Source organism: Lysinibacillus sp. PWR01 (genome assembly GCF_043359455.1).
GTDB classification, from domain to species: Bacteria; Bacillota; Bacilli; order Bacillales_A; family Planococcaceae; genus Lysinibacillus; species Lysinibacillus fusiformis_F.
On sequence record NZ_JBHERJ010000074.1, the window covers coordinates 1 to 22,361 of the forward strand.

27 protein-coding genes are annotated in these 22,361 nt (G+C 39.9%); 9 read left to right on the plus strand and 18 right to left on the minus strand.

The genetic code is table 11. The features are described 5' to 3' along the window. Nucleotides 1-474 precede the first annotated feature (474 nt). The 7 genes from ACEVFT_RS16330 to ACEVFT_RS16360 form a co-directional block, all read right to left on the minus strand. Nucleotides 475-1,137 (minus strand): TIGR04104 family putative zinc finger protein, encoded by a 663-nt coding sequence (locus tag ACEVFT_RS16330; protein ID WP_393950745.1) that lies wholly within the window; start codon nucleotides 1,135-1,137, stop codon nucleotides 475-477. Beyond that, nucleotides 1,124-1,642: a sigma-70 family RNA polymerase sigma factor gene (locus ACEVFT_RS16335; protein ID WP_393950746.1), complete on the minus strand. Its 519-nt coding sequence runs from the start codon at nucleotides 1,640-1,642 to the stop codon at nucleotides 1,124-1,126. Before ACEVFT_RS16335 ends, ACEVFT_RS16330 begins: the two co-directional genes overlap by 14 nt. 104 nt (nucleotides 1,643-1,746) lie before the next feature. After that, nucleotides 1,747-2,502, minus strand: coding sequence for an ABC transporter ATP-binding protein (locus ACEVFT_RS16340; RefSeq protein WP_393950747.1), 756 nt, complete (start codon nucleotides 2,500-2,502; stop codon nucleotides 1,747-1,749). A 5-nt stretch (nucleotides 2,503-2,507) separates the two neighbouring features. After that, complete coding sequence (locus ACEVFT_RS16345) at nucleotides 2,508-4,826, minus strand: ABC transporter permease (RefSeq protein WP_393950748.1); 2,319 nt, start codon at nucleotides 4,824-4,826, stop codon at nucleotides 2,508-2,510. Between the two features lie 56 nt (nucleotides 4,827-4,882). Further along, nucleotides 4,883-5,533 carry a TetR/AcrR family transcriptional regulator gene (locus tag ACEVFT_RS16350; protein WP_393950749.1) on the minus strand — a complete coding sequence of 217 codons (651 nt, stop codon included), beginning with the start codon at nucleotides 5,531-5,533 and terminating at the stop codon, nucleotides 4,883-4,885. Nucleotides 5,534-5,653: 120 nt separating this feature from the next. Continuing rightward, nucleotides 5,654-5,875, minus strand: a complete 222-nt coding sequence (locus ACEVFT_RS16355; RefSeq protein ID WP_205442832.1) for a helix-turn-helix domain-containing protein — start codon at nucleotides 5,873-5,875, stop codon at nucleotides 5,654-5,656. Nucleotides 5,876-5,885: 10 nt separating this feature from the next. Further along, the gene (locus tag ACEVFT_RS16360; RefSeq protein ID WP_393950750.1) at nucleotides 5,886-6,356 is read right to left on the minus strand and encodes a DUF2975 domain-containing protein; all 471 of its coding nucleotides are present in this window, start codon (nucleotides 6,354-6,356) and stop codon (nucleotides 5,886-5,888) included. 165 nt (nucleotides 6,357-6,521) lie between these two features. On the opposite strand from ACEVFT_RS16360, the gene ACEVFT_RS16365 reads away from it, so the two are divergent. After that, entirely contained in the window at nucleotides 6,522-7,070 is a 549-nt protein-coding gene (locus tag ACEVFT_RS16365) for a GNAT family N-acetyltransferase (RefSeq protein WP_393950751.1), read from the plus strand. A 50-nt stretch (nucleotides 7,071-7,120) separates the two neighbouring features. Here the strand turns inward: ACEVFT_RS16365 and ACEVFT_RS16370 are convergent, their stop codons facing one another. The 3 genes from ACEVFT_RS16370 to ACEVFT_RS16380 all read right to left on the minus strand — a co-directional run bounded on the left by ACEVFT_RS16370 (nucleotide 7,121) and on the right by ACEVFT_RS16380 (nucleotide 10,477). Next, nucleotides 7,121-8,569 carry a GGDEF domain-containing protein gene (locus tag ACEVFT_RS16370; protein ID WP_393950752.1) on the minus strand — a complete coding sequence of 483 codons (1,449 nt, stop codon included), beginning with the start codon at nucleotides 8,567-8,569 and terminating at the stop codon, nucleotides 7,121-7,123. A gap of 221 nt (nucleotides 8,570-8,790) precedes the next feature. Next, the gene (locus ACEVFT_RS16375) at nucleotides 8,791-9,978 is read right to left on the minus strand and encodes a hypothetical protein (RefSeq protein ID WP_393950753.1); all 1,188 of its coding nucleotides are present in this window, start codon (nucleotides 9,976-9,978) and stop codon (nucleotides 8,791-8,793) included. Continuing rightward, nucleotides 9,971-10,477: a sigma-70 family RNA polymerase sigma factor gene (locus ACEVFT_RS16380; RefSeq protein WP_342443285.1), complete on the minus strand. Its 507-nt coding sequence runs from the start codon at nucleotides 10,475-10,477 to the stop codon at nucleotides 9,971-9,973. The genes ACEVFT_RS16375 and ACEVFT_RS16380 overlap by 8 nt, the downstream gene beginning before the upstream one ends. A 125-nt stretch (nucleotides 10,478-10,602) precedes the next feature. Here ACEVFT_RS16380 and ACEVFT_RS16385 point away from each other — a divergent pair, with 125 nt between their 5' ends. Genes ACEVFT_RS16385 through ACEVFT_RS16395 form a run of 3 tightly spaced genes read left to right on the plus strand, consistent with a single transcriptional unit; the run spans nucleotide 10,603 to nucleotide 11,729 of the window. Beyond that, a complete protein-coding gene (locus tag ACEVFT_RS16385; RefSeq protein WP_393950754.1) occupies nucleotides 10,603-11,028 on the plus strand; it encodes a MerR family transcriptional regulator in 426 nt (141 codons plus the stop codon). Further along, the gene (locus ACEVFT_RS16390; RefSeq protein ID WP_393950755.1) at nucleotides 11,029-11,382 is read left to right on the plus strand and encodes a DUF4260 domain-containing protein; all 354 of its coding nucleotides are present in this window, start codon (nucleotides 11,029-11,031) and stop codon (nucleotides 11,380-11,382) included. 11 nt (nucleotides 11,383-11,393) lie between these two features. Then, complete coding sequence (locus tag ACEVFT_RS16395) at nucleotides 11,394-11,729, plus strand: YrdB family protein (protein ID WP_393950756.1); 336 nt, start codon at nucleotides 11,394-11,396, stop codon at nucleotides 11,727-11,729. An 84-nt stretch (nucleotides 11,730-11,813) separates the two neighbouring features. Here the strand turns inward: ACEVFT_RS16395 and ACEVFT_RS16400 are convergent, their stop codons facing one another. The 4 genes from ACEVFT_RS16400 to ACEVFT_RS16415 all read right to left on the minus strand — a co-directional run bounded on the left by ACEVFT_RS16400 (nucleotide 11,814) and on the right by ACEVFT_RS16415 (nucleotide 14,329). Further along, complete coding sequence (locus ACEVFT_RS16400) at nucleotides 11,814-12,029, minus strand: hypothetical protein (protein WP_393950757.1); 216 nt, start codon at nucleotides 12,027-12,029, stop codon at nucleotides 11,814-11,816. Between the two features lie 254 nt (nucleotides 12,030-12,283). Continuing rightward, nucleotides 12,284-12,589 carry a hypothetical protein gene (locus ACEVFT_RS16405; protein ID WP_393950758.1) on the minus strand — a complete coding sequence of 102 codons (306 nt, stop codon included), beginning with the start codon at nucleotides 12,587-12,589 and terminating at the stop codon, nucleotides 12,284-12,286. 87 nt (nucleotides 12,590-12,676) lie between these two features. Beyond that, entirely contained in the window at nucleotides 12,677-13,693 is a 1,017-nt protein-coding gene (locus ACEVFT_RS16410; protein WP_342534411.1) for an inorganic phosphate transporter, read from the minus strand. A gap of 15 nt (nucleotides 13,694-13,708) precedes the next feature. Next, nucleotides 13,709-14,329 carry a DUF47 domain-containing protein gene (locus ACEVFT_RS16415; RefSeq protein WP_004229078.1) on the minus strand — a complete coding sequence of 207 codons (621 nt, stop codon included), beginning with the start codon at nucleotides 14,327-14,329 and terminating at the stop codon, nucleotides 13,709-13,711. Nucleotides 14,330-14,719: 390 nt separating this feature from the next. Between ACEVFT_RS16415 and ACEVFT_RS16420 the strand changes: the two genes are divergently transcribed. The 3 genes from ACEVFT_RS16420 (at nucleotide 14,720) to ACEVFT_RS16430 (ending at nucleotide 18,106) form a co-directional block, all read left to right on the plus strand. Continuing rightward, nucleotides 14,720-15,484, plus strand: a complete 765-nt coding sequence (locus ACEVFT_RS16420; protein ID WP_393950759.1) for a sulfite exporter TauE/SafE family protein — start codon at nucleotides 14,720-14,722, stop codon at nucleotides 15,482-15,484. 101 nt (nucleotides 15,485-15,585) lie between these two features. Continuing rightward, a complete protein-coding gene (gene nhaC / locus ACEVFT_RS16425) occupies nucleotides 15,586-16,962 on the plus strand; it encodes a Na+/H+ antiporter NhaC (protein WP_393950760.1) in 1,377 nt (458 codons plus the stop codon). Nucleotides 16,963-17,347: 385 nt separating this feature from the next. Further along, the gene (locus ACEVFT_RS16430; RefSeq protein WP_393950761.1) at nucleotides 17,348-18,106 is read left to right on the plus strand and encodes a class I SAM-dependent methyltransferase; all 759 of its coding nucleotides are present in this window, start codon (nucleotides 17,348-17,350) and stop codon (nucleotides 18,104-18,106) included. A 43-nt stretch (nucleotides 18,107-18,149) separates the two neighbouring features. On the opposite strand, the gene ACEVFT_RS16435 is transcribed toward ACEVFT_RS16430, so the two are convergent. From ACEVFT_RS16435 to ACEVFT_RS16445, 3 genes are all read right to left on the minus strand, one after another. After that, nucleotides 18,150-18,470: a YnfA family protein gene (locus tag ACEVFT_RS16435; protein WP_342443276.1), complete on the minus strand. Its 321-nt coding sequence runs from the start codon at nucleotides 18,468-18,470 to the stop codon at nucleotides 18,150-18,152. 41 nt (nucleotides 18,471-18,511) lie between these two features. Beyond that, nucleotides 18,512-19,246, minus strand: a complete 735-nt coding sequence (locus ACEVFT_RS16440) for an urease accessory protein UreH domain-containing protein (RefSeq protein ID WP_393950762.1) — start codon at nucleotides 19,244-19,246, stop codon at nucleotides 18,512-18,514. Nucleotides 19,247-19,318: 72 nt separating this feature from the next. Then, entirely contained in the window at nucleotides 19,319-20,173 is an 855-nt protein-coding gene (locus tag ACEVFT_RS16445; RefSeq protein ID WP_393950763.1) for a LysR family transcriptional regulator, read from the minus strand. A 111-nt stretch (nucleotides 20,174-20,284) separates the two neighbouring features. On the opposite strand from ACEVFT_RS16445, the gene ACEVFT_RS16450 reads away from it, so the two are divergent. Continuing rightward, on the plus strand, nucleotides 20,285-21,052 hold the full coding sequence (locus ACEVFT_RS16450; RefSeq protein WP_393950764.1) for a sporulation protein: 768 nt from the start codon (nucleotides 20,285-20,287) through the stop codon (nucleotides 21,050-21,052). A gap of 234 nt (nucleotides 21,053-21,286) precedes the next feature. Here ACEVFT_RS16450 and ACEVFT_RS16455 read toward each other — a convergent pair whose 3' ends face one another. Next, complete coding sequence (locus tag ACEVFT_RS16455; RefSeq protein WP_393950765.1) at nucleotides 21,287-21,475, minus strand: hypothetical protein; 189 nt, start codon at nucleotides 21,473-21,475, stop codon at nucleotides 21,287-21,289. A gap of 206 nt (nucleotides 21,476-21,681) precedes the next feature. On the opposite strand from ACEVFT_RS16455, the gene ACEVFT_RS16460 reads away from it, so the two are divergent. Next, complete coding sequence (locus ACEVFT_RS16460; RefSeq protein WP_393950784.1) at nucleotides 21,682-22,347, plus strand: HAD family hydrolase; 666 nt, start codon at nucleotides 21,682-21,684, stop codon at nucleotides 22,345-22,347. Nucleotides 22,348-22,361: the final 14 nt, after the last annotated feature.

The following is a 22,361-nucleotide window of genomic DNA, read 5'->3' on the forward strand; positions in this document are numbered from 1 at the left end:
TAGAGTTTTACCTGTCTCGCGATCCCACGGGAGTCAAGTAGCCCTCCACTCCAATACACAAAAGTGTTACCCTTTTAGCAACGGTTTTCAAATAAAGTGAAGATCTTCACTACTCTTTATGAAGGGGTGTTGTCACTACACATTGAAAATAAGAGCCTATCTAATTATACAAATCATGGGCAAATTTGATTACTACGGCTAGCTAGTATGAAAGATAAGGAAAAGCCACTTTTGCAGCATGGTTGATTGGAGTGGAGCCAGCGTCACTCCTAGGGGATTGAGCGTCACAGAGGAGACCCTGGAGCGAACGGAAGTGAGTGAAGCGGCTCATCGGACGCCCCCTGGAAAGGACGCTGGCGGAACGGAAATCAACCCCTCACCTTGCTAAAAAGTCTTTTTCTGCTAGTGACATGATCTTTTTTCAACAACATGAAGAAATTGCTAGATTACAATAGCAATTTCTTGTCATAATCATTACCATAAAGGTTCATTCATTGGATCTTTTTCTTGTAGCTTAAACACATATGGCGCAATTTGATAATGGTAATAGAACATCCCTACTAAAAAGAAAATAATACCGATAACAAAATGTTGGAAAACATGCTGCAGCATAATCAACAAAGGTACTGGCATCGTCATCACACCACTGATTTGCATAGATTTTTTTGTGCGATATTGCTTTTGTCCACAATGAGGGCACATAATTTCACTATTTTTGCGATATAATTTACGTGCATCCTTCTCAGACCAGCTTTCCCCACATTCAATACAAACAGGTAAACCATAACCCTTTTTCACTAGATAACGTTTGACTATAAATGTCGCCCCTATAAAAATGCTCAGTAAGATAAAGCCTCTTACATAATCCGAATCAAAAAGTGACCACCAATGCCAAGTATCCGACTGTAGGCTAGCCGCTTGATGGCCTGAAGTACGTTGCTCTTTCTGTTGTGTCAAGATATAGCTAAAACCGATGACAAAAATAGTAAAGGTTGCGAGCACGAAACGATACGTCCATTGACCACCTGCTTTGCGGTGAACCTTTCGTCGTGCTTTTTCCGCGATTACTTGTTTGCGCTGCTGTGAGAGCTTGACATCTTGTAGCTCCTTTAATACATCCTCTTTAAATTGATTCATGGCGTAGCACCTCCCAATCAAAGTCACCCATTGCTGTTGCCAGCTGTTTACGAGCTCGCTGTAATCTTGTGCGAATCGTTGCTTCCGGACAGTGTACAAGCTGTGCAATTTCCACTGTCGACATCTCCTCAAAATAATACAAAATCAAGACCTCACGATAGGCAACTGATAATGTAAACAATGCCTCCGTCAGCTCTTTTTTAACGGATTTCTCTAGCATCTCCTTTTCAGGTGTCATAGCTGTTGTGCGCCCCTTGATCTTTTCAAACAATGTCAGTCGTTTACTTTTCCAACTTCGTAAATAATCGTGACTTCGATTAACCGTCATTTTCACTAAATATGTACGCAAGGATGCTTCCTGACGAAACTGTCCCTGCTTTTGATAAAAGGCGATGAACACATCCTGCACGATGTCCTCCGCCGTTGCCTTATTTTTTACATATAGATAGGCGACCTTTAGTAAGTAATCACCGTGCTCCTCGATTATCTGTTCAATATCCATCATTGCCCTCACCTACTTTCTACACTACTGACGGACGCCACAACAATTGCGATTCATTTTTCACAAAAAAAATCCGTAATTTTAAAATCATTACGGATTTCTTCAAGCTAAATACCTATTTTTTGCATAGTAGAGACAACTTTGACCATTCGATCGTCTAAATCATTGCCTGTGAATTCAGGCAACCGCAGTTCATTCACAATAGCGCCATCAGACATAAAAAGGATACGCTCTGTTCTTGCAGCAATTTTTGGATCATGTGTCACAAGCATAACCGTTGTGCCTTCTCGATTAATGGCAGCGAGTAAATCCATGATTTCCTGAGCAGACGTTGAATTTAAAGCGCCTGTGGGTTCATCTCCAAAAATGATTTGTGGGTTGCTAATCAAAGCGCGACAGATGCCTGCTCGTTGCAGCTGCCCGCCAGAAACCTGGGTAATATCTCGCTCTGCCAAATCTGCAATCCCCATTTTGTTCATGATTTGCAGCGCCCTTTCTGTCAAGGCCCTCACATTTTTTCGCTGATCACGCATGGCAGGTAACAGGATATTATCAAGGATATTTAGGCTTTTTAGAAAGGTCGGCTGCTGAAAGACAAAGCCCATTTTCGTTCTACGCAAATCAGCCAGTTCTTTGTCACTTAGTGCTGTTAAATCCATTCCATCAAAGGTAACCTGACCATGATCAATACTGTCCATCCCACTAAGGGCATACAATAATGTCGATTTCCCACAGCCAGATGGCCCCATAATGGCAATAAACTCCCCTTGATTGATTGCCACTGAGACATCCAGTAAAACCGGATGCTGGTCATTGCCTACTTGAAAAGACTTTGCAATTTGCTCACCACTCACTATATTCATAGGTTCTACTCCTTTATATGCTCTATTATTTTTACCTGCCCTGCCCTTGACGTACCGAATAATGTGGCTAGCAGTACGACGCTTGTGAGGGCTAGTGGGCAAAAAACATACGCTGTTAGTGGATTAATCATAAAATCAAATGATGCCGCCCCAAATGAGGCAATGACTGTACTTGTTAGAAATTCGCCTAGCGTGTTTGCGAGCAACGTCCCCATCGTAATGGCTAGCAGTAAAACAAAAACCGAACGCGCCGCATATTGTGTAGCAATATCGACATTCGTAAATCCTAACGCTTTCATAATAGCGATAGGCGCTTGATCCTTCGTAATCAGCATGTTCATAAATAATAATGTCACGAGCACACACAGCAATAGTGCTATGACAAGTGCTGCACGGGCTGCCTTTTCAATGGCATGAATCGTCGTACCAAATGTTTGATTGATATAATCATCAATCCCTGACACCTTGGCAAAAGAGAAGGTTTTTGCATATTCCGCCCTTTTATCTGTGACGAGTGATGGATCTGCCATCGTACTATAGATAACACTCCACATGCTTTCCGTGGAATGATCAGAGAAAGCTGCTTTAGCTGTCTTGCCGCCATTTGTAATATCTGAATAAATACCGCTGACCCTCAACTTTTTCTCCTCATCATTGATGACCACTGCTATCCGATCGCCAACCTTTTTTTGAAGCTCCTCCGCATTGAGCACCGAAAGCGCTACTTCATGAGGGGCAACCGGTGCCTTACCATGCGCATATTCTAAGGGGAAGATCGTATGGTTACCCAGCTCTATTTTTAGGTTTTGCGCTGTTCCGTCCTCGGCAATCGTTGTGAACTTTTTCGTTGTCAAAACAGTGTAATTCTTGATGGCTGTGTCATGCTCAAGCGTATCGATCACCGCTGCCACCTGCTGTGCATTTTGCTTGCCTTGTGGGATATCGATTCGGATATCACTATTCCCAATGCCCATATACGTAATAAAGCTTTTAGCCGCAATCGTGTTGTGTAGATTTTGAGGGACGATGATAATAAATGTTGCTAATAATAGCACGGCAAGCATTGTCGCATAAAGACTTTTTCGCGCGAGCACATCCTTCATGCCAAGAAAAAGATTAATCGGAAGCCTTTTATTGGAGCTGAGGTTCAAAAATTTTGCATGTTGCACTTTACCTTGCGTTGTACCGAAGCGAATAGCCTGTGTGGCTGATAGCTTGCGAAACTGTTTCAATACTGATTGTACATAACCCATTATCACCATAAATACGAGCAGCAACCCGAAACCCGTGAACAGCCAAATTTGTGAGCCATTGTCCGTTTCTCCCATGAACAAACGAATATTTTCTAATAGCATATCTCGAAGCAAGAAAGAGCAGGCAAAACCAAGCAGGCAGCCAATTACAGCGATCACGCCATACTTGGCTAGATACATTTTCTGAATATCCCCCACGCGTAAGCCAATCGCTTTCATCACACCGATTTCTCGAGTATCCTCTTCCATTTTAGTGAGCAAGGTAAAACGGATACACATAAAAGCAATAGCGACTACAAGGATGCTGATAAGTAGGATGACAGCAATCATGAGTCCATCCGATATGGCATTTAGCATTTGAAAAAGCTGGTACGTAATGGTCGGTCCGTTTGCTTCGAGCCCTGCCCCCATATAGGCTTCTTCAAAACTCTTTAAATCCGCTAAATTTTTCAAACGAAACTCGATTAAATATTCAACTGTGCCTGCTCCCTGGATTGCTGCATAATCTTGTTCACTGACAAGAAAGCGTTTGGAGGAAGCCAGCATAGAATTCATCTGTGAATCCCTTAGAAACCCAGCTATTGTAAAGGTTTGATCATGGACCATCACACTATCACCCAAGTCGGCAATGCCGTCCTTCCAATAGCTTACAGGTACATAAATGTCACCATTGGACACTTCAATCACGTTTCCATCAAGGTCCAGTAAATAATCAAATTGCTCACTTTGCGTGCTAAAACCATTGTCCTGCACACTATGTGCCAATGTGGTACCCGCAATATTAATTTTCGAGCCTTCCACATTTAGAAATTCATTCATTTGAAATTCATTTACATATTCATTTTGCTCTGCAAATTCAGTGAGCCGCACTTGATCGATTTCACCTGCATGCATTTGGAGAAAATGCGACGTTTCTGCTTGCTTCATTAGCGTATCAATCGCACTTGTCAAATGGACGATCAGTACTGCTGATAATGTGACAAGCAAAGCCGCTGCCGCCACAAATAATGTTGTCATACCTGTAATTAGCTTGCTATTTGCCATATCATTGCGCACAATTTTCCAATACATGGGTCACCTCTTTGTAAGTTGTTAACTGGCGTCAAACCTAACAAGACCTAAAAAAATTAGTTCATACTGCCTTCCCCTTCATTCCCAAACATTTGCATCATATACAGTAAGCTACCACTTTCCACCCCTAGCATTCGTTCAATATTAAAAATCAATGCTGGGATACGGGCTGCTCGTTCCTCATCTGTCATCAAGACGAGATCATCATCGAATACCGTATTGGTATAAGCGATTATCATTTCCATGCACTCATAGGGGTAGGGTGTTTGGTAAATACCTTGCTCAATGCCCTCACGAATAATGGCCGTGAGGATTGGCGGTACTTGATTGATGACCACCTGCTGTATTTTGCGATGCATCAAAGCATTTTGTGGCTTATGAACATGCTCCATCATTTCCTGTCCACCATGTTCATTTTGCATATTCAATGCCATGACAACGCGCAATATACGTTCATTTACAGCGATGCTTGTGTCTGCTGCAACGGTTTTTGCCTTTGCGAGCATCGTGCTTGTATAACGCTCAATCAGTGCATCCATAATATCTTCCTTGGATTTAAAATGATAATAAAGGGTGCCTCGAGCAATACCTACTTTTTCCAAAATATTACTTGTGCTAGTGCCGTCAAACCCCTTCTGCGTAAATAATTCATCCGCTGCATCTAATATTTCATTTCTGCGCTCTTCTGCTTTTTTCATTTCCCTCATCAAGACAACTCCTTATAATCGACCGACTGCCTGTCGATTTATCTTACCTTTATCCTAGCATAGGACGACTTCTGTTGGCAATAATTTCTACAAAAAAAAGAATCTGCTTTACGCAGATCCTTATTTTTGTAGGTCCTCGTTCTTTCGATATTCCAAAATATCGCCAGGCTGGCAATCCAATGCCTCACAAATAGCCTCTAATGTTGAAAAGCGGATGGCTTTGGCCTTGCCGTTTTTTAAAATCGAGAGGTTTGCCATCGTGATGCCAACCTTTTCTGAAAGCTCTGTTACACTCATTTTTCGTTTCGCCAGCATTACATCAATATTAATGATCATTGCCATAGTATTCACCTCAAACCGTTAGATCATTTTCTGATTTGATATCGATGGCATTTTTAAGAAGCTTTTGCAGCACAGCAGCAAAGACTGCCACGACAAAGGAAGCAAAAATAATGACCATTCCGATAAGTATAAGACCTGGTGCATCGTCTACTTCTGCAGCATAGTATATCAGTGGCATGCCAACCACGTAAACACTACTAATAATAATTGCACAATATTTGATCTTGATTAAAGCTTTCACTGACAGCTCTGAAAATGCAATGTTTTGGTCAATATAGCTTAGTAGTTTGATTGTCGTAAATAGAGCAACAAAATAAGCGATAGCCGTTGCATAGACGCCAACTAAAGCAACAATGGTTAGGACCGGAGAATGCCCCACTGTACCCAAAGCAACACGAGGCACCACCCATACACATAAGGCAAGAACGGGTATGCCTATTAGAAAAACAGCTATCTTTAAAAAGAGCGTTTCTCGTTTCATCTTACGCACCTCTTTTATTTAATCTCCCGTTAAATTTACCACATAATTTATCGTTTTTCAATAAATTTTTATTCCAATTCAAGATGTTATTTTATACCCAATATTTGGTTTACTTTACTTTTTATTGTGCTATAATCAATCCAACTATTGAAAAGGGGGCATTCGATGATTTATTCACCAACAGAAAAGAAAATAGAAACACCGCGTTTAATACTTCGACTTTTTACAGAAGCAGATGCACAAGAAGTAAGTGTTTTATGTAACAATTATGCGATTTATAAAAGCACGCTGAATTTACCTTTTCCCTATACATTAGAATGTGCACTGTCATGGATTTCCACGCATCAACAAAACTTTGAGGAAAATCGAAGCTACGAATTTGCGATAACAGACAAACACAGCGGACAATTGTATGGCGCAATAGGGCTGTCAAATCAATCTCAACACCAAAGAGGAGAAATCGCTTATTGGATTGGAGAGTCCTATTGGGGAAATGGCTACGGAACAGAGGCGGCTCAAGCGATTATCGAATTTGCCTTTCAGGAGAAGCAGTATCATCGTATTTATGCCCAGTATTTTCAATCCAATCCCGCATCAGGGAAAATCATGGAGAAATGCGGCATGCGCTATGAGGGAACATTAAAGGATCATGTTTATAAAAACGGTACTTTTGAAGATATTGTGTTTTACGGCTTGCTTAATCCATCACACTAGCAACACTTCACGAAAGAGGCACTTCTTCTGTAGATTTGCCTCTCTCTCTTTTAAATACCATTTCCCACATCGCAATATTGGTTATAGTGCGTAATTTGGTTGCGGCCGTTACGCTTTGACTTATAAAGCGCTTCATCCGCATGCTGAATGAGCTCCTCTACTTTCTGAATTTTGCCATGATTGTTCGTACTGACACCAATACTGAATTCCAACTGAACGGTTTGATTGTTCACGGTAAGTGACAGTGCCGTTAAGGTTTGATACAGGTTGTCGGCCAACGTTTGCACCGATTCACCCTCCTTTACTTGACTCAACACAATGAATTCATCTCCACCAAACCGGGCGACAATGGACGCAAAGGGCTGAAAATAGTCCTGTAATGTTTTGGCTGTATTCGTCAACGCATCATCGCCAAATAAATGGCCATTCATATCATTGATTTCTTTAAAATGATCTAAGTCCACCATCATCAAGGCCAATTGCTGATGACTTTCAGCAGCTTTTTCGACCATCTTTTTAGCCTGTTCATCAAAATAGCGACGATTGTAGATATTCGTCAAAGGATCAATATAGGCATTTTTTTCAAATTGCTTCTTATGATCGTTATATTCCATCTCAAACAATACATGCGAATAGTTTTCACGCTGAATTTCTAACAAAATATTAATATATTCCTTTTGTATCGCGCATAACACGATTTTATTGCCTTGCTCCTCAATTAGCTTCACTAACGAATTATAAATTAATTGAAGCAAGGAAAGATCATTGTTTTGCAAAGCATAATGCTTCGTCTTTTGGTATAAATCTATGGCCTCACTTACACGTCCCTGTCTTTCACATAGGAAGGCATAGGCATTGAGAACCTCCAGTTGTACTTTCGAATAAGGTGGGTGATGAATCGTTGCCATTAATTCTTGTAATATCGTATTGGCTTCTTCAAATTCTTCAAGCCAAATAAGCGCAACAGCTAGGTTCGTCTTCGGATGGATAATCCCTGTATAAGGCTCTTTATGCTTCATTTCAAACGCATTGGCGTAGTATAAACTCTTTAAGGCAAATTCCTTCGCTGTCCGATAGCTACCCATGGATATATCTAAGTCGCTCAGATTGTTGTAGATTTTCCCCATGCTCTCCACATGCTGAATCGTTTCAGCAATTTTTAAGCCTTTCAACATCAACTCTTCTGATTTCTTTAAATGACCAAATGTTCCCCAATAAATGGCCGCTAAATTGTAATATTGAATTAAATCAATATCATTGCCATGTTGAAAAGTTAACTCACGATATTGTTCAAGGACGCTTATAGAAAGCTGTAGATCACCCGTTTGAAAATAACTGGCACAGCTATAACGTAATAGAAGAATAGCCTTATCATACATTTCAAGCTTAATGGCACTTTCAATTGCGGCACTACTTATTTCTATATATTCTAAAAAACGATCCGCATTATATAACTCATTCAGCGTAATCCATAATTCTTCAAATTCTTGTGCGTTCATACCGCCCCTCCTTTTCTTCATCCCTACTTCTTTAATACTACATTTGCCCTTGAAATATTACAATTCTTTGGACTCATTTATTTTTTCACTATTAAGTAATTCATCCTAATGTTGAAAATTATTGTGTATTTTATCCTAGATTTTAAAAAAGGTTATTTTAACATGGTACTTTTACTATAATTTTCTCCAAAATAAAAAACAAGCCTCTTTCAAGAGACTTGTTAATCTTCTATACCTAGGATGGCTTTTAATTCCTTCGCTCTGCTGGCACTCAACTGAATTTCTCCGCTCCCTACCTTTTGAAGATAAAGGGAACCACCATAGCCCCTCCACATTTCAATACGGACACCTTCTACTACAAATGAATAGTCGGGTGGTCTTTTCACATAATTTGCAGTCTTCCAAGGCATATCCTGTAAAAACTCAGCGACCTCTTTGTCATTTTCCAGCTCAAGCATCCTTGTAACGGTTGGCTCTAGTTTTTCCAATTTAGATAATAAACCATATTTTCTTACGACTCCGTTTTCCTCAATGCTCCCTGTTCCCATTGAAGTTAAAGTAATATAATCTCCCTGCTCGACAGGAAATTCATCCAGCACAGGATACCAATCGGCTTGTTCATATTTTTCACTAAGCTGTTCCTCCGTCATATGCTCAAGATCCTCAGGAATTACCCCTTCAATAAATAAGAAAACATTCGATTCAACCTTTGCAACTGTTCCGACCATTGAAGCGCCATGTGAGCTGGTACGTATTACAATGTTATGTTCCTTTTGAAAGGCTGTTGCCTGCTCAGTATAATGCGCTTGGAAATATCGTTTGGCATCAATATTGGCTACCTCTTGGTAAGCATAAAAAGTTGGATATTTTTCTTTATATAAGGCATATAGTTTCGTTCTCGTTGTATACATCGGCAGAAGAGGTTCGAGATATGTTTCAACATACTGTTTCGGTGCTAATCCTTGAAAAAGTGCTTCGTATTCAGATGACTGATAAAGCATTTCCAACTGTTCTACTTGCTTCTTTCTCTCCATCTCAAGCTCAGCCTTTGAATAATCAATCCCTAACGATGTCGCAAAATAGTAGGCGGCAACGAGCTTCTCATAAGAAAGATAGGCCTCCCCCTTATAAAATTCCTGCTCTTTCCCTGGCCACATGGTCTGATTAATACGTTCGAAGTGCTCAAGCTGCCTTTCATGAAATAGTGAGGACGTTTGCTTTGGTTCGTTCGTAAGAAGCTGCACCATAACAAACCCTGCCATACAAAGTGTCAGTACGACGGTTAATAGGGTGAATCGAAAAGGCTTCCTTCTATTGATAGACTGTTGTAGCACATGTTTTTTAACACGCTCTTTGCTTGCTGTCATATCACCCGCTACTTTGAGTAATTCCTTGTGTATCTCATTCATGTCTAAGCACCTCCCATTCTTCCTGCTTCAAATGAGGCTTTAATGCTTCTCTTGCCCGTCTCAATCTTGTCTTCACCGTATTCTCAGCAATGCCTAGTAGCTGGGCAATATCACGAATCTTCATTTCTTCAAAATAATAAAGAATGATGGGCTCCCGATAGGTTAGTGATAGCTTTAAAATAGCTGCCCCAATTTGAGAACGTTCCTCTGCTGCCACAAGCTCATCCCGTTGTCTATTCCCCTGCACAGGAAATATTTTTTCTTGTAATAGTAATTTTTTATAATGCCAGCTTTTTAAATAATCCTTGCTTTGATTAATCGTTAATGTCGATAAATACGCACGTAACTGCCCTCGTTCTTCATAGCCACGCTGAGAAAATTTAATAAAGACCTCTTGCACAATATCCTCAGCAGTTTGTCGATTCTTCACATAAAAATAGGCGAGACGTAATAAATGCGCTGCATGTTCTTCGATCATTTCTTCAAGTATGCCGTCCACCTCCCCCTTCTTACACTATAAACGACTGCCACTGACTGACCGTTTCATTTTTTTCAACTTTTTTCCTCCAGCACCTTGACCTTGGAGCATACTCCAATGTTAGGATGATTTTAGGAGGTACTTACATGAAAATTAAACAATTCGCCGAGAAGTTTCAATTAACAACCGATACCGTTCGCTACTATGAAAAAGAGGGACTCTTACATCCACAAAAACAAGACAATGGCTACCGTGTGTATGATGCCATGTGTGAACATACAATGAAATTTATTATCGTCTTACGCCAGCTAGGCTTTACGCTACAAGAAATTAAACATTTACTGACACTCGAACAAAAGCCTATTTCAACAACATGTAATGACGAAACGGTCCAGCTATTTTCCACAAAGATTGCCCAAATCGAGCAGCAACTACGATTCTATCAGCATGCGCTTCATTCGTTACAACTGACAAAAACGTTAATGGCTGACGGACAGTTTGAAAAAAATCAAGAAAAAATTGCCTCACTCATTGAGGATATGTATCAAAATTTACTGGAAGGTCGTGGTTAAATGAAATTACGTCAAATCATCTCTTTCGAATATCTCATTGCCTTTATCATCACAGTCTTTTTCTTTGGGCATCTCGATTTTTCATGGCTTTATTTTATTGTGTTTTTATTGCTCCCTGACATCACAATGGTTGGCTATCTCATCAATACAAAAATAGGCGCTCTTTTCTATAATATGGGGCATAGCTTTGTGCTACCTGCCGTGTTGATGGTCTTTGGTTTACTAACGTCTACACCCATACTTTTGATGGCTACCCTCATTTGGCTCGCCCATATTTTCTTAGATCGTGCACTTGGCTATGGTTTAAAATATGATGATGCTTTTAAGAAGACGCATTTACAGCAGATTGCGTAATGAGGGGATGTATGGCTATCCTGCGATTTTTATTAGAAATTGGGGTTCTACTCGCTATAGGAAACTGGGGTGTCTTTGTAGGAACAAATCTACTAATTAAATGCTTACTGGGAGTGGGATACCCATTACTCATCATAGGACTATGGAGTATTTTTGGCTCACCCAAAGCAAGGATACCCTTGAATCCCTGGATGCATGGTCTACTCGAAACTGCCCTCTTTACGTTAGCTGTTCTTGCTTTATATGATACAGGCAGAACGTCACTCTCGATTCTATTTGCAATAATGATCATTTTCAGTCAAATCTTATCCTTCCGACTGCATCAAAAAACCAGCCACCCTTCATAATAGGGTCGCTGGTTTTATTGCATATCAGAATTTTGTTTGAATGTCAAGCATATGTATCGCCCATATTGCTCCAAAATTATCACTTTATCTCATTATGATCATAAACATAATCACATTATAAAGTGCTGGTGCAACCAAAGCCAGCGCTAAACACACCACCGCTGCCCATTTTGTTTTCTTAATACCACGGTCATCACCCACCTTTAGATGATGAAAATAAGTTAATGTGAAATAAAAGCATAGGACCATAAACAAGGGGAAAATGAGTTGTTGAGCCAAGCCATGTAGAAATGTAGCCACCGATGAAACCTCCTATTAGTATCCTCTTTATATAAATATTGTAATATAGTAAGAGGATTATTACCATTAAGAAAATAGTAGGGTTGAGCTATCCTTCAATCTGAACGTTGTATCCTACACTTTTTTCACTGTATCCCTCACTTTCTGCACTCTAACCGCTTCTCTCTTCTCTATCCGCCTTTCTACAGAGACTATCCTACACATCGAGCGTTCTATCCGCCACTTTTATTACTATATCCTCCACTTTCCACATTCTATCCGCTCCTCTCTTCTCTATCCACCACTCTACTCAAGCTATCCTTCAATCTGAGCGTTCTATCCACCACTTTTTTCGCTGTATCCTCCACTTTCCACATTCTATCCGCTTCTCTCACTCTATCCACCACTCTACTCAAGCTATCCTTCAATCTAAGCTTTCTATCCACCACTTTTTTCGCTGTATCCTCCACTTTCCACATTCTATCCGCTTCTCTCGCTCTATCCGCCACTCTACTCGAGCTATCCTTCAATCTAAGCTTTCTATCCGCTACTTTTTTCACTCTCTCCTTCACTTTCCACATTCTATCCGCTCCTCTCGCTCTATCCACTCACTCTTCTCCAAAATCAAAAAAAGAATGCACAGCGATTGTGCATTCTCATTAATTGTGCTAGAAAAATAAACTTAAAAAATAGTAAATCAAAGCTGCCATGACAGCAGAGATTGGCATTGTGATGACCCATGTTGTGACGATTTTGCGTGCCATCCCCCATTTAACCCCTTTAACACGGTGTGCTGTTCCGACACCCATGATGGATGAAGAAATAACATGTGTTGTAGAGACAGGTAAATGGATTAATGTGGCACCAAAGATGATCGATGCAGAAGCTAAGTCTGCCGCTACCCCGTTCACTGGGCGGATTTTCATGATTTTACCGCCAACGGTTTTGATAATTTTATAACCACCGACAGAGGTACCAAGACCCATCGCAGTTGCTGCTGCAAAACGTACCCAGAATGGAATATCATCTCCCTGGTGTAGGCCGCCCGCGATTAACGCAAGGGTAATAATCCCCATTGCCTTCTGCGCATCATTTGTCCCGTGTGTAAAGGATTGCAAGGCTGCTGTCCCAATTTGCATTGTGCGGAAGCCTTTATTCGTGCGATATAAATTCATATCTTTGAAGATGACCTTCAATAAAGTCATCATCAGGAAACCAGCGGCGAACGCTATTAATGGTGAAAAAATAAGTGCTTGAAGAATTTTAATAAATCCAGCATAGTTCAAAATATCAAATCCTGCTGCGGCAATAGCTGCCCCTGCAACAGAACCAATCAATGTATGAGAAGAACTTGATGGAATCCCAAAATACCATGTTAATAAATTCCATGTAATTGCAGATAATAAGGCTGCTAAAATCACAACAGAACCTGTAATATCGCCATCATAGGCATTTAAAGAAAATGGGTCCACAATATCTTTTGTTAAGGCTTTGGCTACCCCAACGAAGGTAATCGCTCCGACGAAGTTCATAACCGCTGCCATGTACACCGCAGTACGTGGCTTTAAGGCACGGGTTGATACAGAAGTAGCAATCGCATTTGCTGTATCGTGGAAGCCGTTAATAAAGTCGAACACAAGTGCGAAAATAACGACTAATATGGTGATTAATAAGATCGTATCCATTTCGTACACTCCATCTTATGCATTACGCATAATTATTGTTTCAATTGTGTTTGCTACTGTTTGACAGCTGTCCGCGATATCTTCAAATTGCTCATAAATATCCTTGAAAACAATTAGACGCATTGGATCTTTTTCTTGGATGAATAGCTGCTTCATTGAAGAACGGAAAATTTCATCACATTCACGTTCATTGTCCTTGATTTGAATAGCATGTTTACGCATTTCCACAAGCTTTTTACTATTTAACAGTTCCATGGCTTGTACCATTTCGTCTGTGCTCTTCGCAATATATGTGAGGAATTGACGCATTGGCTCTGTTACTTCTGTTAAGTTGTACATATTGAAGTGCGCAATACAGCCTTCCATCCCATCAATTACATCATCCAATTTATTCGCTAAGGCTAAAATATCTTCACGCTCAATTGGCGTCATAAAGGATTTATTCAGCATAACGATGAGCTCATGGATTAATTTGTCGCCACTTGTTTCGTATTGCTTCATTGTATCTGCAATTTCTTTTAGCGCATCTATATCTTGAATACGGGCATTATGAGCATAATAAATACCTTCATTCACGTTTTTCGCGATTTTTAATAATGACTGAAAAAATGGATCTTGCTTATTTGAGTTGAACATCCTGTTCCTCCTGTTGAAAATATATTGTCGATTTCTGAACCATCATAACAAAACATTTACACAATTCTACAAAATTTTAAACACGTAGCTGTTGATTTTACAAAACTGTAATATAAAATTCGCCACATTTATTTTCAAGCTATTTTCCAAGTTGCAAACGTTGGAAATCAAATATTAAAAATCACTATTTTTTCTTTAAAAATGACCATTTTTTCTTTTATTTTTATAAAAATACTTGAAATAAACTTTTTTCTGCTTATTTGTTTGCCCTGTGAAATGTTAAGGAATTGTAAACGAAATTTACATGAAAATGCTGGGATTTCATTGTTATTTTTTGACTTTCGCAGTACGCTATGTTAAAACGCAATGGAGAAAGATGGAAGCATACCTATGGATATTGATTTATTTTCACTCACACTATTATTACCACTTGCTTTTATCGCATCTTTTTTAAATGCGATTGTCGGAGGCGGTGGGCTCATCTCCTTACCTGCATTAATGGCCGTTGGTTTACCTCCAAGTACAGCCATTGCCACAAATAAACTGGCCAATACGATTAGTAATGGTACAAGTATGCTAACTTTTTTACGTGCAGGGAAAGTAGACATCAAGAAAATCGGAAAAATCCTTCCCTTTATCTTTGTAGGATCTTTACTCGGTGCCTTTACTGTCCATCTTGTATCCCCTGCTATTTTAAAACCACTTATGCTTGTTATGCTCGTCCTTGTAGCTGCTTATACAATGTTTAAAAAAGATTGGGGACAGCAATATCAAGAGCGTGTGCTTAGTACAGCCAAAAATTTAGCCTTTATAGGCACATTTGCGGCTATTGGCTTTTACGATGGCTTTTTTGGACCAGGGACAGGTTCATTTTTTATTTTTATTCTATTAATGATGGGCTATGATTTTCTGCAAGCTGCTGGTAATGCGAAAGCTTTTAATTTCACTTCTAACTTAGCGGCATTAATCATGTTTTTATTTTTAGGAGAAGTTCATTTTCTATATGGTTTTTCGATGGGCTTTGTCATGATCTTTGGGGCCATCCTTGGATCCAAATTTGCGTTGAAGCGTGGAACGACCATGATGCGTGTCATCTTTATTGTCATGACCTGTTTATTAATTTTGAAAAATGCATGGGATTATTTCTTGCATTGAAACCGCCAATTTTCAGTCAATTGACAAAAAATATTAGCGTGCTATAATACTTTTTGGCTTCACCGCATTGAAGCGAGGAAGTATTGATTAGGAGGATTCACATGTTTCGAATAGAAGCAAAGAGTAACCCTCGATTTATTGAGGCAAGCTTCATCATCATTTTAATTATTGCCACAATGGCTTATAGTATCGGCTATTTAAAAGCAACACCGCATATTCCGATTTTTCTTGTGATTGCGATTTTACTAGCTTATGGATTACTGAAAAAAGTACCCTTTCGCGACCTTGAAGGCGGTATGATTGCTGGTGCTAGCGCTGGACTTGGCGCCGTTTTTATTTTCTTCTTTATTGGTATTTTAATTTCGAGCTGGATTATGGGTGGAACCATCCCAACGCTTATCTATTATGGCTTTTTAACGGTTTCGCCAAACTTTTTCTTTGCCATCGTGTTTTTAATTTGTAGTATCGTGGGTATTTCAATTGGGAGCTCGTTGACAACTGTGGCGACGGTTGGTGTGGCATTTATGGGAATTGCCGGAGCTATGGATATCTCCCTAACGATTACAGCTGGAGCGATTGTTTCTGGCGCCTTCTTTGGTGATAAAATGTCACCATTATCTGATACAACCAATCTTGCCTCTGGTACAGTTGGTGTAGACCTTTTTGAGCATATTAAAAATATGGGCTGGACAACCATTCCTGCTTTCATCATCTCCATTGTGCTATATGCTATTATATCACCAACAGGAGCCGCTACATCGTTTGAAACAGTGGAGCAATTTAAAGAAGGATTACTGTCTACAGGACTTATTCATTGGTATACATTATTGCCAATTGTTGTTCTCATTATCATGACTTTTTATAAGGCACCTGCTGTCATTACATTGGCCGTCGTGTCCATTATCGGTGTAGGTCTTGGAACTCTACTTGACCCACTTCCCGCTTCAGATATTTTCAAGATTCTGTTTGATGGCTATGTCTCTCAAACTGGTAATGAAGAAGTAGACGCCCTGCTGACTCGTGGTGGGATGAATAGTATGCTATTTACAATCGCGCTTGTCTTACTTGCCCTAACAATGGGTGGTCTTTTGTTCACACTAGGCATTATTCAAAGCATTTTAGCGAAGGTCGAAAGCTTATTTAAAAGTGCTGGCTCTGTTATTACAGGTGCTGCCATTACAGGCATTGGTGTCAATACATTGATCGGTGAGCAGTACTTATCCATTTTGTTAACAGGTGAAGCCTTTAAGGCACAATTTGCAAAGGTCGGTCTTGCACCGAAAAACCTTTCTCGTGTCATGGAGGATGCAGGTACGGTCGTCAATCCGCTTGTCCCTTGGAGTGTTTGTGGTATTTTCATCACAAGTATCCTCGGTATTTCCACACTGGATTACCTACCATTTACCTTCTTCTGTTTACTTGGCCCAATTCTAACGATCTTGTTTGGCTGGAGTGGCAAAACATTAACAAAGCTTTAAGCATTACAAAAGGTAGCTGAAAAAACATCAGCTACCTTTTTAGTTTACTCAAAATTTTTATGCTTGCGGAATCTTTACATTTGGACATCATTTTTCAACTAACGGAGAAACATCCATTTATCCTTTGGTAAAATTAGACCTTATGTTTTATTAAATAATTCTAAGCCCTTATCGGATGTGGAAAATTGATAGCCTGAAAAGCTAGCTGTTGTGGGAGAAACCTTAGTGATACTTTGAAAAGCTCACTGTGACTGACACCTTGTTTACTTTAGCAGAATAGGACATTCTCCACCTATCATTCCAATTTGGAATCAAAATTCATGCTTTTTCGCATTTCTGATTTCGGTTCTCCTTTGCTATGCTCAACTAAAGGAGATGAAATACGATGACAACAAAATGGAATGCTCATTTATATGATGAAAAGCATGATTTCGTTTCAAAATTTGGTACAAGCTTAGTCAACCTACTAGCGCCGCAAAAAAATGAACATATTTTAGATGTGGGCTGTGGTACAGGAGATTTGGCTAATGACATTTCAGCATTTGGGGCTTCTGTGATTGGAGTAGATGCCTCGGCTACGATGATTTTAGCTGCACAACAAAAATATCCTACCATTACCTTTCAAACGATGGAAGCTACAGCCATGCACTTTCCACAGCAATTTGATGCCGTTTTCTCCAATGCCGCACTTCATTGGATGAAGGAGCCTGATGTAGTCATTGAAAACGTCTATGGCGCATTGAAGAACGGCGGACGCTTTGTGGCGGAAATGGGTGGACAAGGCAATATCGCTTCCATCGTATGGGCCTTGCAAAACAGTATGGACTCATTAAAGTTGCCCTATATCGAACACTATTTTCCTTGGTATTTTCCAAGCGCCGAGGAGTATCAATCCAAATTAGAGAATGCAGGCTTTCAGGTGGAGAATATAACGCTTTATAAACGCCCTACACCACTTCAAGGGCAGGATGGGCTTCGCAACTGGTTGGTGATGTTTAGTGATAATCTACTACAGCACTTAACGGCAGATGACAAGGAGCAGGTGTATACGACATGCGAGGAATTATTAAAGCCAACTTGCTTTCACCACAATGAATGGGTCATTGATTATTATCGTCTGCGCTTTATTGCGCGTAAAAAATAGTTCAAAAAGGTTACTAGCCTGTCCTAGTAACCTTTTTTCCCTGCTAAGAGCGAGGCAGCAATATCACGATAACGCCTATTAAGCATATCCCGGCCCCAATAAAGTCCAAGTAATCGGGCTTTTTGCCATCAATGCCCCACCCCCATAAAATGGACAGCACGATGAATACCCCACCATAGGCTGCATAAACTCGCCCAAACGTTGGAAAGGACTGGAATGTTGCGACCACACCGTACAGAGCAAGTGCAAATCCGCCAATAATGCCCCAATAAAAAGGTTTGCCCTCTCGTAACCAAAGCCAAATTAAATAGCCTCCACCTATTTCGCCAATTCCCGCAAGAATAAATAATAATATAGCTGTCATACTGTATCTCTCTTTCTCGTTTTAACTCTATTATACATGTCTTACAAGCCCCAATAGGTAATGGTGTCCGTCATTCCGATTAAAATTAATAGGATACCTGCTGTCATTTGAATAGCCCTTCCCATCTTCATACTTTTGCGTAGGATAAGACGCTTGGCATCAAAGACATATATCAACAAAAGCATGATGATAAGTGGTACAGCCGTCGCTACGCCAAAAATACTTGGGAGGAGCAAGCCATAGGAAGTGCTTGCCACAAGGGGCATTAACCACACAAAGAACAAGACAAACATAGTGGGACAAAAGGCAATCGAAAAACTAGCGCCCATTAAGAACGAGCCAAATTTCCCCTCTTTGACTACAGGCGGCAGCAGCGATGTTAAGCGTTGCAGAAAGGTTAATTTGAATAGACCGATTAGCACCAGCCCTGTTAGCAGCATCATCGGTCCAATAGCCTTACGAAAAATTGGAAAATAAACGGTCATCCTTGTTTCAAATGATTGTCCAAATAGCCATGCACAAAAGCCAAGTCCACTAAAAACAACCACTTTCCCTACAATAAAAAATACAATCTCCTGCCAATTACTGCTCTTTTGAAGTGTTCGATTGCCGTAGAATGTAATGGCACTCATATTACCTGTTAATTGACATGGAGCAAATGCGCCTATCAAGCCAAGAAGGATGGCCAGCATCAAGGCAGAATGCTCATAGCCTTGTACAAATTGCGTAATGGGCTCACTAATAAACTGACTAATGGTGGACAACATACTATACATCTAAACACCCTCTATCCTTTATATTAAAATAGTATAAAGAAACATTATGAAGAAACAGTGCAGAAAGCAGCTTTACCCATACACGCTATTACACGCTTCTAAAAAATCATCATAATCAGCCGAGACATATTTTGTAAGCAAATATGTATCCGATACAATATGGGAAAATTCTTTTACTGAATAGCTATGTAGAAGGCTTTGCTGACAATCTGCTTCAATCACACTTTTAGGCAATAGGGCGATACCAAGACCATGCTTGACGAAATGCTTAATCACCTCTGTTTGATTGATATGCATTGTTTGATGGCTGGCAAATTGCTGTAGCACCTGTTGAACCTCCTGCCAATAGGGCGCATACGCATGGGTGAAAAGTGTTTCCTGCTGTAAAAGTGTGAAAGCATCCTTGTCCTTTTTAGCGATAGGGGCAATCAAATGCAGCGGTTCCTGTGCGAGCATCACCGTGTGTAGCTCACGAGTTGAGGTTAATTTGGATAAGCCAATATCGATTACACCAGTAAATACCGCTTCCCCGATTTCATTGGATTTTAAAAGTTCTATCACTACTTGAGTAGTTGGCTTTCGGCGCTGGAATGCTGTGATAATGGCAGGTAATGTTGAATTCGCTATTTGTGGAGCAACACCAAGCGTAAGTTTAGCGGTGTAGCCCTTTACGAAGGCATCCATCTGATGTAGCCCTTCATCTAAAGCGGACAAAATTTTTTGTGCCTGCTGACTAAAATAAGCACCGTGCCGATTTAACGTTACCTGTTTGCCCTGGCGATCAAATAATGGCGTTTGCAATGCCCTTTCTAAATGCTGGATGTGCTTCGTCACGGTCGATTGTGTAATAAATCGTTTTTCAGCTGTTTCTCGAAAGTTTTCAGTTTGTGCTGCCACCATAAATGTGCGTAGCCATTCGGTTTCCATCGCTATCCCTCTTTCGTTTTCAACTAGTATAGCGAAAAATTTGGAAGTCTTGAAACCTTTTTTCAACATAAGCGTATGTATAGCTAACGATGTCAGTAGGAGGAATGAAAGATGTCTTTTTTTCATAAAGCATTAGCAAGTATTGGAATAGGTTCAGCAACAGTGGATACAAGATTGGAAAAGGAAGCTTATCATGCTGGAGAGGTTATGCAGGGGGAAATCATAGTGCGTGGCGGTCAAGTCGAGCAACAAGTGGATACCATTTATTTATCCGTCAATACGACGTATATTCGCGAGTCAAATGATCACAAACATACAGAGGTTGCCGCACTACAAAAAATCAAAGTAACAGAGCCTTTCACACTGGCGGCTGGCGAAGAAAAGGTCTTTCCCATTTCATTAACACTACCATTTGAAACACCGATTAGTGCTGGTAAAACACAGGTTTGGATTCAAACGGGTCTAGATATTAAAAATGCGGTCGATCCGAGTGATAAGGATTATATTCGTGTCGAGCCAACAGCGCTTGCAGGACATATATTAGATGCGATTCGTGGATTAGGTTTCCGTTTACGTGAAGCTGAATGTGAACAAGCCCCTTCACGCTTCCGTGGCTACTATCCATTTGTCCAGGAATTTGAATTTGTACCAACTGGACAATTTAGAGGTCATTTAGATGAGCTAGAAGTAGTTTTCCTCTCTCAGTCCAACCATTCTGCAGAGATTTTCATGCAAATTGACCGCAAAGTCAAAGGCATTGGTAGCTTTTTTGCCGAGGCATTAGATATGGATGAAAGCTATGTTCGCACAACCATTACGATGCACGACCTACCGACACTGCAGGCGAAGCTTCAGCAAATCATTTCAAAACATGCCTAATGAACTAAAACTTCAGACGTTCACTTTTGAAGCACAAAAATTTAATTTCAACATAAATAGGGTACGAAATCACAATGATTTTCGTACCCTATTTAATAGAATTAGTTTATAAAATCACATAGCATTTGTCGTGCCTTTTTTAGAACGGGCATGTTTCCAATTCCCATTTAGAGGAACTATCAATGACGAAGAACCGAAACTAATTAATTTTATTTCTTCACTCAAGCAGTAAAATCACTTAATTAATTTTTCTGGTTTTTTTACTTTTATTGAAGCAACTTCTCCACAATCCAAACAAACCGTAAAGATTCTCTCAGAACCTATAGCAATTTTCTTATCAACTGGACGAAGATTTATGAAATCCATCGCTTCTACAAATGAATCTCCTCCACAACTTTTACATTTCATTTTCTTAATATCCATTTAAATTTTCCCCCTGCTATATCTTGTTTTTAGTACATTTATCATGAGGATTGATTTCCTTAATTGTCTATACATCGTATGCAAATATACAAAATTTTACTTAATGTATATATTTAACTCGTAAATAAGTATGTAAATTCTCTATAAATAAGCAACCCATAAATTCAGCTACTTTTTTACAATCAAAAAGGACGGTGAAATGGATGGTGATGAAAGCGGCATTATTTGATTTAGACGGAACATTATTAAATAGAGATGCATCTGTCCAACTCTTCATCGAGCAGCAATATGAGCGATTAAAGGCGGTTCTCGGTTGCATTCCAAAGGAACAGTATATAACTCGTTTTATCCAATTAGATAAGCGAGGCTACGTTTGGAAGGATCGCGTCTATCAGCAATTAGTGGAGGAATTTCATCTTGCTCATATAACGTGGGAAGCACTTCTTCAAGATTACCTAAATGAATTCAAATATAGCTGTGTCCCTTTTCCTAACCTTATTTCTATGCTAGAGCAATTGAAAAGGGATCAGTTGGTTTTAGGCATGATTACAAATGGCTATGGGCAATTTCAGATGGACAATATAAAGGCATTAGCAATTGAGCCGTATTTTGATGTCATTTTAGTTTCTGAAAGGGCAGGAATGAAAAAACCCCATCCTCAACTATTTTTGAACGCAATCGAAAACCTGAATGTGCTGCCTCATGAATGTGTTTTTATCGGCGATCATCCTGAAAATGATGTCAAAGCTGCTCAGCATGTAGGAATGAAGGGCATTTGGAAAAAGGATAAACAATGGGACGATGTTGAAGCGGATGCCATCGTGGAGGATTTATTAGAAATACCTATAGTCATCAACTCTTTCAGCCAGTAATGCTAAAACCCATC

Excerpts from the sequence above, each read along its gene's own strand:
- ACEVFT_RS16435 (WP_342443276.1), bottom strand. The coding sequence starts at position 18,470 with ATGACAGCTATATTATTATTTATTCTTGCGGGAATTGGCGAAATAGGT.
- ACEVFT_RS16390 (WP_393950755.1), top strand. The coding sequence starts at position 11,029 with ATGAAATTACGTCAAATCATCTCTTTCGAATATCTCATTGCCTTTATC.
- ACEVFT_RS16410 (WP_342534411.1), bottom strand. The coding sequence starts at position 13,693 with ATGGATACGATCTTATTAATCACCATATTAGTCGTTATTTTCGCACTT.
- ACEVFT_RS16430 (WP_393950761.1), top strand. The coding sequence starts at position 17,348 with ATGACAACAAAATGGAATGCTCATTTATATGATGAAAAGCATGATTTC.
- ACEVFT_RS16395 (WP_393950756.1), top strand. The coding sequence starts at position 11,394 with ATGGCTATCCTGCGATTTTTATTAGAAATTGGGGTTCTACTCGCTATA.
- ACEVFT_RS16340 (WP_393950747.1), bottom strand. The coding sequence starts at position 2,502 with ATGAATATAGTGAGTGGTGAGCAAATTGCAAAGTCTTTTCAAGTAGGC.
- ACEVFT_RS16365 (WP_393950751.1), top strand. The coding sequence starts at position 6,522 with ATGATTTATTCACCAACAGAAAAGAAAATAGAAACACCGCGTTTAATA.
- ACEVFT_RS16455 (WP_393950765.1), bottom strand. The coding sequence starts at position 21,475 with ATGGATATTAAGAAAATGAAATGTAAAAGTTGTGGAGGAGATTCATTT.
- ACEVFT_RS16360 (WP_393950750.1), bottom strand. The coding sequence starts at position 6,356 with ATGAAACGAGAAACGCTCTTTTTAAAGATAGCTGTTTTTCTAATAGGC.
- ACEVFT_RS16355 (WP_205442832.1), bottom strand. The coding sequence starts at position 5,875 with ATGGCAATGATCATTAATATTGATGTAATGCTGGCGAAACGAAAAATG.
- ACEVFT_RS16445 (WP_393950763.1), bottom strand. The coding sequence starts at position 20,173 with ATGGAAACCGAATGGCTACGCACATTTATGGTGGCAGCACAAACTGAA.
- ACEVFT_RS16385 (WP_393950754.1), top strand. The coding sequence starts at position 10,603 with ATGAAAATTAAACAATTCGCCGAGAAGTTTCAATTAACAACCGATACC.
- ACEVFT_RS16440 (WP_393950762.1), bottom strand. The coding sequence starts at position 19,246 with ATGTATAGTATGTTGTCCACCATTAGTCAGTTTATTAGTGAGCCCATT.
- ACEVFT_RS16450 (WP_393950764.1), top strand. The coding sequence starts at position 20,285 with ATGTCTTTTTTTCATAAAGCATTAGCAAGTATTGGAATAGGTTCAGCA.
- ACEVFT_RS16415 (WP_004229078.1), bottom strand. The coding sequence starts at position 14,329 with ATGTTCAACTCAAATAAGCAAGATCCATTTTTTCAGTCATTATTAAAA.
- ACEVFT_RS16405 (WP_393950758.1), bottom strand. The coding sequence starts at position 12,589 with ATGTGGAAAGTGAAGGAGAGAGTGAAAAAAGTAGCGGATAGAAAGCTT.
- ACEVFT_RS16375 (WP_393950753.1), bottom strand. The coding sequence starts at position 9,978 with ATGAATGAGATACACAAGGAATTACTCAAAGTAGCGGGTGATATGACA.
- ACEVFT_RS16370 (WP_393950752.1), bottom strand. The coding sequence starts at position 8,569 with ATGAACGCACAAGAATTTGAAGAATTATGGATTACGCTGAATGAGTTA.
- ACEVFT_RS16420 (WP_393950759.1), top strand. The coding sequence starts at position 14,720 with ATGGATATTGATTTATTTTCACTCACACTATTATTACCACTTGCTTTT.
- ACEVFT_RS16350 (WP_393950749.1), bottom strand. The coding sequence starts at position 5,533 with ATGAGGGAAATGAAAAAAGCAGAAGAGCGCAGAAATGAAATATTAGAT.
- nhaC (WP_393950760.1), top strand. The coding sequence starts at position 15,586 with ATGTTTCGAATAGAAGCAAAGAGTAACCCTCGATTTATTGAGGCAAGC.
- ACEVFT_RS16335 (WP_393950746.1), bottom strand. The coding sequence starts at position 1,642 with ATGATGGATATTGAACAGATAATCGAGGAGCACGGTGATTACTTACTA.
- ACEVFT_RS16330 (WP_393950745.1), bottom strand. The coding sequence starts at position 1,137 with ATGAATCAATTTAAAGAGGATGTATTAAAGGAGCTACAAGATGTCAAG.
- ACEVFT_RS16345 (WP_393950748.1), bottom strand. The coding sequence starts at position 4,826 with ATGTATTGGAAAATTGTGCGCAATGATATGGCAAATAGCAAGCTAATT.